Here is a 13675-nt window from a genome sequence, read left to right as displayed (position 1 = left end):
ACCGCCGTGACCGGCCACGCGGCCGGCGGCCGGTCACGGCGGGCGGTGCCCGGTGCCGGCCCGGAATGACCGGGGCGGCCCGGAAGCGCAGGTCAGGCCCCGGTCAGCGCCAGGATCTTGGTCACGGTGTTCCAGTTCCGGGAGGTGGCGACGACACCGAGCGGGACCCGGCCCACCGCCTGTGCGAGCCTGGAGCGGCCGATGCCGTCCGGGCAGTGCAGATACAGCTCCCGCCCGAGCAGCCGGAAGCTGTCCGGGGCGAACGCCGCCTCGTCCAGGGCGTCCAGCCGCGAGGTGTCACCGGGCGCCCCGGACAGGAACGTGACGTGCAGGGTCCGCGGCTCCGCCACCGCCTGCGGGTACGGATTCGCCGCGACACTCGCGGCGAACTCCGCACCGGTGCGGACCACCACCGGCACCGTCAGTCCCAGATCGGCGAGGATCCGCTCCCGCAGCAGGCGTGCGGTCTCCTCGGGCGGCGTGCCCGGATCGGCGAAGACGAGGTTGCCCGTCTGCAGCAGGACGGTGACCTCCCGCAGCCCCAGCGACCGTGCCAGCTCCAGCTGGCGGGCCTTGGGGAAGGCGTTGTGCCCTCCGACGTTGATGCCGCGCAACAGCGCGATCTGCGTGGACATGGTGCCGCCTTTCGTGCGCCCGCTCGCGGCCGCTCGGTCAGAACAGGGGAGCGGGCAGGACGCCTTCCAGGGCCAGCAGGATGCGCTTGGCCTCCAGACCGCCGCCGAACCCGCCGATGCCGCCGTCGCTGGCCACCACCCGGTGGCAGGGGACGACGAGGGACAGCGGATTGGCGCCCATCGCCGCGCCGACCGCCCGCGCGCCGCCCGGCTCACCGACCCGGTCGGCGAGGTCCTGATAGCTGACGACACTGCCGTACGGCACGCCCGCGGCGAGCTCATGGAGTACCCGGGCGTTGAACCCCGAGGTCAGCGACCAGTCCAGCGGCACGGTGAAGGCCGTCGACGCACCGGAGAAGTACGCCGCCAGCTCCGCCACCACCAGGGGCAGATGGGATATCTCCGCGCGCGGCGCCGTGCCGAAGATCCCTTCCAGCCGGGCCAGGGTCCGCCGGGTCGTCCGCTCGCCGGCGTGGAGGGTCACCTGAGCCAGCCCCCGCTCCGTCGCGGCGAGCAGCAGCGGTCCGATGGGGGAGTCCGTCCGTGTCCACGCCCAGTCGCGCCGCGGGGTCTGCGCTGATTCCTGCGCTGCATCTTCGTGCGCTGCATCCGTCACGCCTTCAGCGTAGGGCGTGGCACCGACAACACGGCCGCGGGCGGATCCGGGAACCGCGTCCCGAATCCGCCCGCCGGGCCGTGCGAACAGGTCAGAGACCGTTCTTGCGCAGTGCGGCGCGGATGGTGTCCGCGGTGTTGCTGATGACGCCGTCCGCACCGGCCCCGGCGAGCTTCACCGCCGTGGCGGTGTTGTCGACGGTCCAGGTGTAGACCTCCATCGGGCGCCCGTGCGGCCCGCGCAGCGCGTGCACCGCCTTGATGTACTCCGGGGTGGTCACCGTGTACGAGGGGTTGATCTGGTCGCAGAACCGCGCGTACTCGGGCAGCTGGGCGACGGTCGGGTTGCCGAGGAACCCGGTCTTGATGTCCGGCCGCAGCAGGTGGACGGTCTTCACCGAGTCGCCGTTGAAGCTCTGGACGATCAGACGGTTCTTGACGTGGTCACGGTCGAGCCACCCCTGGCGGCGCAGCTGGGACAGGACCTGCAGCTCGATGCCCGGGTACAGCTCCGGGGACTTCAGCTCCAGCAGGAGCCGCTGGTGGTTGTGGGTGACCGCGTTCATGTACTGCTTGAGGGTGGGCACCCGCTCGCCGGTGAACTTCGCGTCGAACCAGCTGCCCGCGTCCAGCTTCTTGATCTCGTTGAGCGTGAAGTCGGCGACCTTCCAGGGCGCGCGGTCCGGGAACACCTTCTCGACGTCGGTCGTCCGGTTGAGCGTCGTGTCGTGCATGACGATCAGCTGACCGTCCTTGGTGCGCTGCACGTCGTTCTCCACCCAGCGGGAGCCGCGCCGGCGGGCCTCGTCGATGGAGGCCAGGGTGTTCTCGGGCGCGTGGGTGGGGGCGCCGCGGTGGGCGACCGTCACGGTTCTGTGGCCGGCGGTGGCTGCCTGTGCGGTGGCTGGGGGGAGGACGAGCGTGGACAGACCCAGGAGTGCGCCGGAGAGGGCGGTGGCGGCGGTGCGAAGACGCATACGGACTCCTCGTGGACGTCGTGGACGTGACCGGGTGTGAGGTGTGCGAGGAACGGGTGTGACGTGGCCTGACGCCGTGCCGGACGGCCAGAGGTTCGCAGCCGGGGGGTACGGAGAGGGAGGCGAGGGATGGACAGAGATTGAACGAGAAGTGGCCGGTGTTCCGTGTTTGAGACGCGCGGTGACAGGTTGTCCGGAATCGCCATGCAACAGATGGACGCTCCGGCGCCGTCCAACTTGCCGGAGTGACGGCGAACCCGCATCCCGGCCGACGGTTCGTCACCCTTCGTGCCCGTGACCGGTTTTGGTCTTCCCGGAACTCCGGAGCATGCGATTCCGGAAGCCGGGCGGGGAGCGGAGCGGCCATGGGGGCGGACGGGGCTCACGGGGCCGGACGGGCCGGCCCTCACCGCACGGCTCCGGACGGCTCAGGCGCCGGCCGTGCCCCTGCCGGTGCCGGTGCGCCTCCCCGCGGTCCGCCCCTTCCTCGTACGGGCGTGCGGCCGGGGCCGGAGGCACGCCCGGGCCCGATGATCACCCAGGCCCCTCCCCGGGCCCGGCCGCCTCCCGGCGCGAGCCGCGCCGAGCGGAAGAAAGTCCTGGTCGGACAGGTTTCCCGGCCGGATGTCAGTGGGGGGTCGTACGGTGGATTCCATGCGGCCCGTATCGAAGATCGAACGCACGGTGGCGCCTTTCGAGGTCGTCAGCCCCTATCAGCCCAGCGGCGACCAGCCGACGGCCATCGCCGAGCTGGAGCAGCGCATCCGCGGCGGTGAGAAGGACGTCGTCCTGCTGGGCGCGACCGGCACCGGCAAGTCGGCGACCACCGCGTGGATGATCGAGAAGCTGCAGCGCCCGACGCTCGTCATGGCGCCCAACAAGACCCTCGCGGCCCAGCTCGCCAACGAGTTCCGCGAGCTGCTGCCGAACAACGCCGTCGAGTACTTCGTCTCCTACTACGACTACTACCAACCCGAGGCGTACGTCCCGCAGTCCGATACGTACATCGAGAAGGACTCCTCGATCAACGAGGAGGTCGAGCGGCTGCGCCACTCCGCGACGAATTCCCTGCTCACGCGGCGGGACGTCGTCGTGGTCGCCTCGGTCTCCTGCATCTACGGCCTGGGTACGCCGCAGGAGTACGTCGACCGTATGGTCCCGCTCAAGGTCGGCGACGAGATCGACCGCGATCAGTTGCTGCGCCGCTTCGTCGACATCCAGTACACGCGCAATGACGTGGCGTTCACCCGCGGCACCTTCCGGGTGCGCGGGGACACCATCGAGATCTTCCCGGTCTACGAGGAGCTGGCCGTCCGGATCGAGATGTTCGGCGACGAGGTGGAGGCGCTGTCCACCCTCCACCCGCTGACCGGCGAGGTTATCAGCGAGGACCAGGAGCTGTACGTCTTCCCCGCCAGCCACTACATCGCCGGTCCCGAGCGCATGGAGCGCGCCATCGCCGGCATCGAGGCGGAGCTGGCCGACAGCCTCGCCACCATGGAGAAGCAGGGCAAGCACCTGGAGGCCCAGCGGCTGCGGATGCGCACGACCTACGACATCGAGATGATGCGCCAGGTCGGCTCCTGCTCCGGCATCGAGAACTACTCCATGCACATGGACGGCCGCGAGCCCGGCTCCGCGCCGAACACCCTGCTGGACTACTTCCCCGATGACTTCCTGCTGGTCATCGACGAGTCGCATGTGACGGTGCCGCAGATCGGCGCGATGTACGAGGGCGACGCCTCGCGCAAGCGGACCCTTGTCGAGCACGGCTTCCGGCTGCCGTCCGCCATGGACAACCGCCCGCTGAAGTGGGAGGAGTTCCTGGAGCGCGTCGGCCAGACGGTCTACCTCTCGGCGACCCCGGGCAAGTACGAGCTGGCGCGGGGCGACGGCTTCGTGGAGCAGATCATCCGCCCGACGGGGCTGGTGGACCCGGAGGTGGTGGTCAAGCCCACCGACGGGCAGATCGACGACCTGGTCCACGAGATCCGGGCGCGGACCGAGAAGGACGAGCGGGTCCTGGTCACGACCCTCACCAAGAAGATGGCCGAGGACCTCACGGACTACTTCCTGGAGCTGGGCATCCAGGTCCGCTACCTCCACAGTGACGTGGACACCCTGCGCCGGGTGGAGCTGCTGCGCGAGCTGCGGGCGGGCGAGTACGACGTCCTGGTCGGCATCAACCTCCTCCGCGAGGGGCTGGACCTCCCGGAGGTCTCCCTGGTCTCCATCCTCGACGCCGACAAGGAGGGCTTCCTGCGGTCCGGTTCCGCGCTGATCCAGACGATCGGGCGCGCGGCACGGAACGTCTCCGGCCAGGTCCATATGTACGCCGACAAGATCACCCCGGCGATGGAGCGGGCGATTGACGAGACCAACCGCCGCCGCGAGAAGCAGCTCGTCTACAACAAGGCCCACGGGATCGACCCGCAGCCGCTGCGGAAGAAGATCGGCGACATCGTGGCCACCCTCGCGCGCGAGGAGATCGACACCCAGGAACTGCTGGGGACGGGCTATCGCAAGGGCGACGCCGGGGCGCCGGCCAAGGCTCCCGTCCCGGAGCTGGGCGGCAAGGCGGCGAAGGGCGGCAAGCGCGCCAAGGCGGGCAAGGGCGCGACACCGACCGACCGGCCCGCCGCCGAGCTGGCCGAGCTGATCGAGGAGATGACCGAGCGGATGCGGGCGGCCGCCGCGGATCTGCAGTTCGAGGTCGCGGCCCGGCTCCGGGACGAGGTGGGCGAGCTGAAGAAGGAGCTGCGCCAGATGCGGGAGGCCGGGGTGAGCTGATCGCCGGGCGTCGCGCTGCCGCGTCGGGCATCCGCCGGCGTGGCAGCGCACCCCATCCCACCAGCAATTTTACCTTTTCATTTACTTTCCCTTGGCAGTGCTTTACTCTTGCTCCGCGGAGGGGAGTATTCCTGCCACGACGTCCCCGTCATCACGGATCACGAGTGTGACGAGATCCCGGGGCGTCGGTCCGGTGGCCTTCGGGCACCGGGCGGAAGAGACCTCCGGCAGCCACGACGCTGTTATGTGCCGTACGACTCTGCCGGAGGAGCAGTGGACGTTTCCCTGACCCTGTGGGCGCTGACCATCCTTGGTCTCGGCGCCCTGATCGCCGCCGATTTCTTCATCGGCGGCCGCACCCCGCACGAGGTCTCCCTCAAGGAGGCCGGAATCTGGACCGGCGTCTGGGTGACGCTCGCCGCGCTCTTCGGGCTCGGACTGCTGCTGTTCGGCGGCTCCGGTCCGGCCGGTGAATTCTTCGCCGGCTTCATCACCGAGAAATCCCTGAGCGTCGACAACCTCTTCGTCTTCGTCCTGATCATGGCGAAGTTCGCGGTGCCGTCGATCTACCAGCAGCGGGTGCTGATGGTCGGCGTGCTGATCGCGCTCGTGCTGCGGGCCGGATTCATCGGTGCCGGCGCCGCGATCGTCGCCAACTTCTCCTGGGTCTTCTACCTCTTCGGCGCGTTCCTCATCTGGACCGCGTGGAAGCTCGTCAAGGAGGCCATGGCGGATGAGGAGGAAGAGGAGTTCGAGGAGAACCGCTTCCTGAAGACCGTCGGGAAGCGCTTCCCGTCAACCGGTGCGTACCACGGCACGAAGCTGTTCGTCATCGAGAACGGCAGGCGGCTGATGACGCCGATGCTGGTCGTCATGCTGGCGATCGGCACCACCGACGTCCTCTTCGCCCTGGACTCCATACCGGCGATCTTCGGCCTCACCCAGGACCCGTACATCGTCTTCACGGCCAACGCCTTCGCCCTGATGGGGCTGCGGCAGCTCTACTTCCTGATCGGCGGACTGCTCAAGAAGCTGGTCCACCTCTCGTACGGCCTGTCGGTCATCCTCGGCTTCATCGGGGTGAAGCTGGTGCTGCACGCGCTGCACGAATCGGGGGTCGCGGTGCCGGAGATCAGCATCCCGGTCTCGCTGGGCGTGATCTGCACCGTCCTCGTCGTCACCACCGTCACCAGCCTGCTGGCCAGCCGGAAGCAGGCGGAGCGGGAGACGGAGCCGTCGGAGACCGCAGGCGTCTGACCGGCCGCGCCGTACGGGGGCGGAGCGCGACGGGGCCCGCCACCGGACGGCACGGCGGACCCCGCACTCCCGGGTGCGGGGCCCGCCGTCAGCCGGCTACCAGCCGCGCTCGCGCCACTCGGTGAGATGCGGCCGCTCCGCGCCCAGCGTGGTGTCGGCGCCGTGCCCCGGATAGACCCACGTCTCGTCGGGGAGTTGGTCGAAGAGCTTGTGCTGTACGCCGTCGATCAGGGTGGCGAAGTGCTGCGCATCGCCCCAGGTGTTCCCGACGCCACCGGGGAAGAGGCAGTCCCCGGTGAACACATGGGGGGCGCCGTGCGGGTCGTCGTAGATCAACGCGATGCTGCCCGGGGTGTGGCCGACCAGATGCCGCGCGGTCAGCTCCACCTGACCGACGCGCAGGACGTCGCCGTCCTCGACCGGCACGTCCGTGGGCACCGGGATGCCCTCGGCGTCGTACCGCCCGGCGTACGTCCGCGCGCCCGTCGCGTCGACCACCTCGCGCAGGGCGCCCCAGTGGTCGCCGTGCCGGTGCGTGGTGACCACCGAGGCGAGTCCGCTGTCGCCGATCAGGGTGAGCAGCGTGTGCGGCTCCGCCGCCGCATCGATCAGCAGCTGCTCATCGGTCGCCCGGCACCGCAGGACGTAGGCGTTGTTGTTCGTCGGACCGACCGCGACCTTCGAGATCATCAGGTCGGTCAGCTCGTGCACGTCGGCCGGTCCGCCGACCTTCACTGCTCCGCTGTAGGCCATGACGCCAGCTTAGAGCGGGGGTACGACAGGCAGCGCGCCGCCGTCGGCGGTCAGCTCGTCCCCCTCGGCGCGCCCGGTGAGCCACCCGAGCAGCGCCGTGGCCGGGCCCGTCACCACCAGCGGCGCGGTCCCCTCGGTGGTGCGACCGGTGCGCCGCGGGCGTCCGTCCGCGGTCCGCAGCTCCAGGGCCGGGAGCCCCGGGTGTCCCGCGAACTTCACACCGGTCAGGAAGTCCAGCTCGGCGGCGACGAAGGCGGCGGGCAGCCGGTCGAGGGTGTAGCCGATCCCCAGGTCGACGTGGTGCAGCTCCACCTCGCCGAGCCGCCGCAGCGGCAGCCGGTCGGCGCGCTCCACCACGCCGTTGCGCATCTCGACCCGGAAGTCCCGCCGGTCCGCCGGGAGCGCCCGTGCCGCGGCGGTGAACCGGTCCCCGCTCGCCCGCAGATCGTCCAGCTGCGCCGCCAGCGGGCGGCCCGCGTCCCGCCGGATGTCGGCGTCCCGGGTCGCCGCGTCGACGTACATCGGGGTGGGGACGTCCGTCCGGGCCCAGGTGAGGAGGTTGACCAGGGCGTCGGCGTTGCGGGACAGATGGGCCAGGACGTGGCCGCGGGTCCAGCCGGGGAGCAGGGACGGTTCGGTGACCGCGGCGTCGTCGAGACCGGCGACGGCGGTGAGCAGCCGCTCGGTGGCCTCGTGGACGGCGGCCACATCATGCGCGAAATCAGGCGCGGTATCGGTCATGCCCCTGACGCTAGCGCCGCAGGCGCGACTGCGGGAGACCACCGGAACCGGCCACACCGCGCCCCCGCGCGCCCCGGGACGAGACCGGTGCGCCCCGGGTGTGTGCCCGGCACCGTGAGACCGCGGCGCCACGGCCCACCAGGCCCGGCGCTCCTTCCGCGGCCGATCGGCCGCGGAAGGAGCGCCGCGCGCGGCGTACCGGAGTGCGCCCCCTTCCGAAGGGGTGCGCCCCGCCGGCCACCGGGTGCGCCGCTACATCGCGCCTTCACACGGCACGCCGAACCATCGGTGCAACGCGTCGTCCAGCCCGTCCAGCGGCGCAGCGGAGCCCGGAGCGGCGTCCACCGCCCATGCCGTGCAGCCGTCGGGGCGTATCAGCAGCGCGGCGGGGGCGGGCCCGGTGGGGCGGACGGTCAGCACCCGCAGCCGGTCCGCGTAGCCGGCGGCGCGGGCGCGCAGCGCGGAGTCGTCCGTCAGGTCGAGCAGCAGACCGCCCCCGGCACACAACCGGTCACCGAGCCGGGTGCCGTCGGAGAACTCCAGGTCGGGGGCGCTGCGGCCGATCAGCGGATGGTCGCCGGGCAGATCGAGGCGGTGCCGGACGCCGGAGATCCGCTTGACGAAGAAGGTGGTCGCGCCGGCGGTCCCGGCCAGCTCCGTGAGGACGGCGCGCAGCGCCCGGGCGTGCGACTCCGGCCGCATCAGCGCCACCTGGGCCCGCGTCCAGTCCAGCACCCAGGCACCGAGCGGATGCCGCTCCGCGGTGTACGTGTCCAACAGGCCCTCCGGGGCCCACCCCCGGACCGTCGCGGCGAGCTTCCAGCCGAGGTTGACGGCGTCGCCGATCCCGAGGTTCAGCCCCTGGCCGCCGAAGGGTGCGTGCACATGGGCGGCGTCCCCCGCCAGCAGCACCCGGCCCCTGCGGTAGTCCGGGACCTGCCGGGCGTTGTCGGTGAAGCGGGTCGCCGAGTGCACCTTGGTGACCGTGACGTCGACACCCGAGGTGTGCCGCAGCGACGCCTGCAGCTCCGCGGCGGTGACCGGCGCCCCGCGGTCGGCCGGCGGGCCGTCGAACTCCACGGTCAGGATCCGCCCCGGCACCGGCCCGTGCGCGTAGATGCCGGTGTCCGTGCCGTTCCACCCGGCCTTCAGCCCCTCGCCGCCGGTCATCTCGACGAGCGCCTGATGGCCGGTGATCTCCGGTGCGGTGCCCGGGAACGGGAAGCCCGCCAGGCGGCGGACCGTGCTGCGCCCGCCGTCGCAGCCGACCAGCCAGCCGGCGCGCAGCACCCCGTCGGTGGTGCGGACGGTCACCTCGTCGTCCGCGGCGTCGAAACCGGTCAGCTCCACCCCGCGGTGCACGGTGACCCCCAGTTCGGCGGCGCGCTCGGCGAGCAGGCGCTCCACGGCGTCCTGCGGGACGAACCCGATGCCGTCGGCGGGCCCGGCGGCGTGGAAGTCGGGGTCCTCGGCGTCCAGGAGATCGCCGCGGAGCATGATCCCTGCGAAGTGCCCGGCGAAGCGCGGCGCGGGTGCGACGCCGTCCGCGCCGTCGGCCGCCCGCTGCCGCAGGAACGACGCGAACCGCTCCAGGCCCGCACGTTGCACCTCCTCCAGCGCGGGCAGCAGCCCGCGCCGGTAGAGGGACTCCGCGGTCGGCGTGTTGATCGCCCCGGCCTTGATGGTGGTGTCCACCTCCGTCAGCCGCTCCAGGACCACGACGTCCACCTTCGCCAGCGCGAGTTCGCAGGCCAGCATCAGCCCCACCGGCCCGCCGCCCGCGATGACGACCTCCGCCTCCGTGCCCGGTCCGGTGACCGCTGTGGTGTCCGTACGCATGCCCCACCCCTGTCCGTGTCGCTGTCGAGGAAAGAATGTAGTCACTAAAAAAATATGGCAAGTAAAATATTGCGTATGAGTGCGAAGGAAGCAGCGGACCGGGGCGGGGCGGCGGGCGTGGACCCGGAGGAGGCGGGGCTCTCGCTGCGGGAGCGCAAGAAGCGGCGGACGCGGCGGCGGATCTCCGGCGAGGCGACCCGGCTGTTCGTCGAGCACGGCTTCGAGCAGGTCACTGTCGCCGAGGTGGCGCGCGCCGCCGAGGTCTCCGCGATGACGGTCTTCAACTACTTCCCGCGCAAGGAGGACCTCTTCCTCGACCGCGTCCCGGAGGCCGCCGAGATGCTCGTCCGCGCGGTACGCGACCGGGGGCCGGGCGAGACGCCGCTCGCCGCGCTGCGGCGGCTCGCCACCGGGCTGGTGGCGTCCGGGCATCCGCTGACGAGGGTGGGGGAGGGGTTCGGGCGCTTCTGGCGGACGGTCCTCGACTCGCCCGCGCTGCGGGCCCGGGGCCGTGAGGTGCTGGAGGAGCTGGAGGAGCTGCTCGCGGCGGAGCTGCGGCGGGCCGCCGGTGCGGCGCCCGGCGATCCCGAGCCCCGGATCGCCGCCGCGCTGATCGCCGCCGGCTGGCGGGCCGCGTATGCGACGGCGGTGCGGCGGCAGCTCGACGGTGACCCCGCGGAGGCGGTCGCCGTTGAGCAGGCGGCGGTGCTGGAGCGGACCTTCGACGCGCTGGAACGGGCCCTGCCGGTGCTCGGCCCGCCCCGGCGCCGGGGCTGACCTGCGGGGGTGCGGTCGGGGGACCTGTGCGGCGGTGATCGGGAAGGATTCGGCGCCGCCACACGTTCGGGTGAAGCGGGGCAACGACGACCGGAAATCGAATGCGCGTGCTATAGGCTCGTGTGTGGCATCACTCAGACAGTGCCGTGGCGGTCCCCATACCCTGGGAAGGGGTTCCGCTCCGCTCCGCCGCCTCTGCTCATCACCGAGCGGCGGACGCGGTACCGCGGCTCCCCGCCCACTCCAGAAAGGTGCCGACCGGCGTGGCCGACCGTCTCATCGTCCGTGGCGCTCGCGAGCACAATCTCCGTAACGTCTCGCTCGACCTCCCCCGCGACTCCCTCATCGTCTTCACCGGGCTCTCCGGGTCGGGCAAGTCCTCGCTCGCCTTCGACACGATCTTCGCCGAGGGGCAGCGGCGCTACGTCGAGTCGCTCTCCTCCTACGCCCGGCAGTTCCTCGGGCAGATGGACAAGCCCGATGTGGACTTCATCGAGGGCCTGTCCCCCGCGGTCTCCATCGACCAGAAGTCGACGTCCCGCAACCCCCGCTCGACGGTCGGCACCATCACCGAGGTCTACGACTACCTCCGCCTCCTCTTCGCGCGGATCGGCAAGCCGCACTGCCCCGAGTGCGGCCGCCCGATCGCCCGGCAGTCGCCCCAGGCCATCGTCGACAAGGTGCTGGAGCTGCCCGAGGGCAGCCGCTTCCAGGTCCTCTCGCCGCTGGTGCGGGAGCGCAAGGGCGAGTTCGTCGACCTCTTCGCCGACCTCCAGACCAAGGGGTACAGCCGTGCCCGGGTCGACGGCGAGACGATCCAGCTCGCCGAGCCGCCGAAGCTGAAGAAGCAGGAGAAGCACACCATCGAGGTGGTCGTCGACCGCCTGACGGTGAAGGAGTCCGCCAAGCGCCGGCTGACCGACTCCGTCGAGACCGCCCTCGGGCTCTCCGGCGGCATGGTCATCCTCGACTTCGTCGATCTGGACGCCGACGACCCGCAGCGCGAGCGGATGTACTCCGAGCACCTCTACTGCGCCTACGACGACCTCTCCTTCGAGGAGCTGGAGCCGCGCTCCTTCTCCTTCAACTCCCCCTTCGGCGCCTGCCCGGACTGCACCGGCATCGGCACCCGGATGGAGGTCGACCCGGAGCTGATCGTCCCGGACGAGGAGCGCTCGCTCGACGAGGGTGCCATCCACCCCTGGTCGCACGGTCACACCAAGGAGTACTTCGGCCGCCTGGTCGGCGCCCTCGCCGATGCCCTCGGTTTCCGTACCGACATCCCGTGGGCCGGGCTGCCGCAGCGCGCCAAGAAGGCCCTGCTCAACGGCCACCGCACGCAGATCGAGGTCCGCTACCGCAACCGCTACGGCCGCGAGCGCGCCTACACCACGCCGTTCGAGGGCGCCGTTCCGTTCGTCAAGCGGCGTCACAGCGAGGCGGAGAGCGACAGCAGCCGCGAGCGCTTCGAGGGCTACATGCGCGAGGTGCCCTGCCCGACGTGTGAGGGCACCCGGCTGAAGCCGATCGTCCTCGCGGTCACCGTGCAGGGCCGGTCGATCGCCGAGGTCGCGGCCATGTCGATCAGCGACTGCGCCGACTTCCTGCGCGACATGACGCTCAACGCCCGTGAGAAGAAGATCGCCGAGCGGGTCCTCAAGGAGGTCAACGAGCGGCTGAAGTTCCTGGTCGACGTCGGCCTGGACTACCTCTCGCTCAACCGCGCCGCGGGCACCCTCTCCGGCGGCGAGGCCCAGCGCATCCGGCTCGCCACCCAGATCGGCTCCGGTCTGGTCGGCGTCCTCTACGTCCTCGACGAACCGTCGATCGGCCTCCACCAGCGCGACAACCACCGGCTGATCGAGACGCTGGTCCGGCTGCGCGACATGGGCAACACCCTGATCGTCGTCGAGCACGACGAGGACACCATCAAGGTCGCCGACTGGGTCGTGGACATCGGCCCCGGCGCCGGTGAGCACGGCGGCAAGGTCGTGCACAGCGGTCCCATGAAGGAGCTGCTGTCCAACAAGGAGTCGATCACCGGCCAGTACCTCTCCGGACGGCGGTCCATCGCCACGCCGGAGATCCGCCGACCGGTCGACCCGGCCCGGCAGCTGACGGTGCACGGTGCCAAGGAGAACAACCTCCGCGACATCGACGCCTCCTTCCCGCTGGGCGTGCTGACCGCCGTCACCGGAGTCTCCGGCTCCGGCAAGTCCACGCTGGTCAACGACATCCTCTACACCCACCTGGCGCGCGAGCTGAACGGCGCCAAGGCGGTGCCCGGACGGCACACCCGGGTGGACGGCGACGACCTCGTCGACAAGGTGGTCCACGTCGACCAGTCGCCCATCGGCCGTACGCCGCGCTCCAACCCCGCGACGTACACCGGGGTGTTCGACAACATCCGCAAGCTCTTCGCGGAGACGATGGAGGCGAAGGTCCGCGGCTATCTGCCGGGGCGTTTCTCCTTCAACGTCAAGGGCGGCCGCTGCGAGAACTGCTCGGGCGACGGCACCATCAAGATCGAGATGAACTTCCTGCCGGACGTGTACGTGCCGTGCGAGGTCTGCCACGGCGCGCGCTACAACCGCGAGACGCTGGAGGTGCACTACAAGGGCAAGTCCATCGCCGAGGTGCTGGACATGCCCATCGAGGAGGCGCTGACCTTCTTCGAGGCGGTGCCGGCCATCGCCCGTCATCTCCGGACGCTGCACGACGTCGGTCTGGGCTATGTCCGCCTCGGCCAGTCCGCGCCGACCCTCTCCGGCGGTGAGGCGCAGCGCGTCAAGCTGGCCAGCGAACTCCAGAAGCGGTCCACGGGCCGCACGGTCTACGTCCTCGACGAGCCCACCACCGGGCTGCACTTCGACGACATCAGCAAGCTGATCACGGTGCTGTCCGGGCTGGTCGACAAGGGCAACACGGTCATCGTCATCGAGCACAACCTCGATGTGATCAAGACCGCCGACTGGATCGTCGACATGGGCCCCGAGGGCGGCAACGGCGGCGGCATGATCGTCGCCGAGGGCACCCCGGAGCAGATCGCCGCGGTCCCGGCCAGCCACACCGGCAAGTTCCTGCGGGAGATCCTCGGCGACCGGGCCGGCGACGCCGTCGACGCCGCCACCTCGGTCGCCCCCGCGGCGGCGAGGAAGGCGGCGGTCCGGAAGACCGCAGCCAAGGCCACCGCCACCAAGGCCACCGCGAAGAAGACCGCGGCGAAGACCACGGCCAAGAAGACCGCCGCGAAGAAGACGACCACCAGGGCCCGCCGGGCCTCCTGACGCC

Annotated in this window: 10 protein-coding genes; 4 read left to right on the top strand and 6 right to left on the bottom strand. The window is 71.0% G+C overall.

Annotation, left to right across the window (positions count from 1 at the left end):
* Positions 1–92 precede the first annotated feature (92 nt).
* From ABT345_RS00675 to ABT345_RS00665, 3 genes are all read right to left on the bottom strand, one after another.
* On the bottom strand, positions 93–635 hold the full coding sequence (locus tag ABT345_RS00675) for a DUF1697 domain-containing protein (RefSeq protein WP_345082956.1): 543 nt from the start codon (positions 633–635) through the stop codon (positions 93–95).
* 37 nt (positions 636–672) lie between these two features.
* Positions 673–1251, bottom strand: coding sequence for a methylated-DNA--[protein]-cysteine S-methyltransferase (locus ABT345_RS00670; RefSeq protein WP_345082953.1), 579 nt, complete (start codon positions 1249–1251; stop codon positions 673–675).
* Between the two features lie 91 nt (positions 1252–1342).
* Positions 1343–2227 (bottom strand): glycerophosphodiester phosphodiesterase, encoded by an 885-nt coding sequence (locus ABT345_RS00665; RefSeq protein WP_345082950.1) that lies wholly within the window; start codon positions 2225–2227, stop codon positions 1343–1345.
* Between the two features lie 654 nt (positions 2228–2881).
* Between ABT345_RS00665 and uvrB the strand changes: the two genes are divergently transcribed.
* Positions 2882–5017 carry an excinuclease ABC subunit UvrB gene (gene uvrB / locus ABT345_RS00660; protein ID WP_345082947.1) on the top strand — a complete coding sequence of 712 codons (2136 nt, stop codon included), beginning with the start codon at positions 2882–2884 and terminating at the stop codon, positions 5015–5017.
* A gap of 273 nt (positions 5018–5290) precedes the next feature.
* Complete coding sequence (locus ABT345_RS00655; RefSeq protein ID WP_345082944.1) at positions 5291–6274, top strand: TerC family protein; 984 nt, start codon at positions 5291–5293, stop codon at positions 6272–6274.
* Positions 6275–6370: 96 nt separating this feature from the next.
* Here the strand turns inward: ABT345_RS00655 and ABT345_RS00650 are convergent, their stop codons facing one another.
* The 3 genes from ABT345_RS00650 to ABT345_RS00640 all read right to left on the bottom strand — a co-directional run bounded on the left by ABT345_RS00650 (position 6371) and on the right by ABT345_RS00640 (position 9607).
* Positions 6371–7027: an MBL fold metallo-hydrolase gene (locus ABT345_RS00650; RefSeq protein WP_345082942.1), complete on the bottom strand. Its 657-nt coding sequence runs from the start codon at positions 7025–7027 to the stop codon at positions 6371–6373.
* 9 nt (positions 7028–7036) lie between these two features.
* A complete protein-coding gene (locus ABT345_RS00645; protein WP_345082940.1) occupies positions 7037–7768 on the bottom strand; it encodes a maleylpyruvate isomerase family mycothiol-dependent enzyme in 732 nt (243 codons plus the stop codon).
* A 252-nt stretch (positions 7769–8020) separates the two neighbouring features.
* Positions 8021–9607, bottom strand: coding sequence for an FAD-dependent oxidoreductase (locus ABT345_RS00640; protein ID WP_345082937.1), 1587 nt, complete (start codon positions 9605–9607; stop codon positions 8021–8023).
* 75 nt (positions 9608–9682) lie between these two features.
* On the opposite strand from ABT345_RS00640, the gene ABT345_RS00635 reads away from it, so the two are divergent.
* Both ABT345_RS00635 and uvrA read left to right on the top strand, forming a co-directional pair.
* On the top strand, positions 9683–10384 hold the full coding sequence (locus ABT345_RS00635) for a TetR/AcrR family transcriptional regulator (RefSeq protein ID WP_345082934.1): 702 nt from the start codon (positions 9683–9685) through the stop codon (positions 10382–10384).
* A gap of 263 nt (positions 10385–10647) precedes the next feature.
* Entirely contained in the window at positions 10648–13671 is a 3024-nt protein-coding gene (gene uvrA, locus ABT345_RS00630; protein WP_345082931.1) for an excinuclease ABC subunit UvrA, read from the top strand.
* Positions 13672–13675: the final 4 nt, after the last annotated feature.

The sequence above is a fragment of the Streptomyces sp. NPDC000404 genome (assembly GCF_040300365.1).
Taxonomy (GTDB): Bacteria; Actinomycetota; Actinomycetes; order Streptomycetales; family Streptomycetaceae; genus Streptomyces; species Streptomyces ramulosus.
This window is presented reverse-complemented; position numbering and strand designations above follow the sequence as displayed.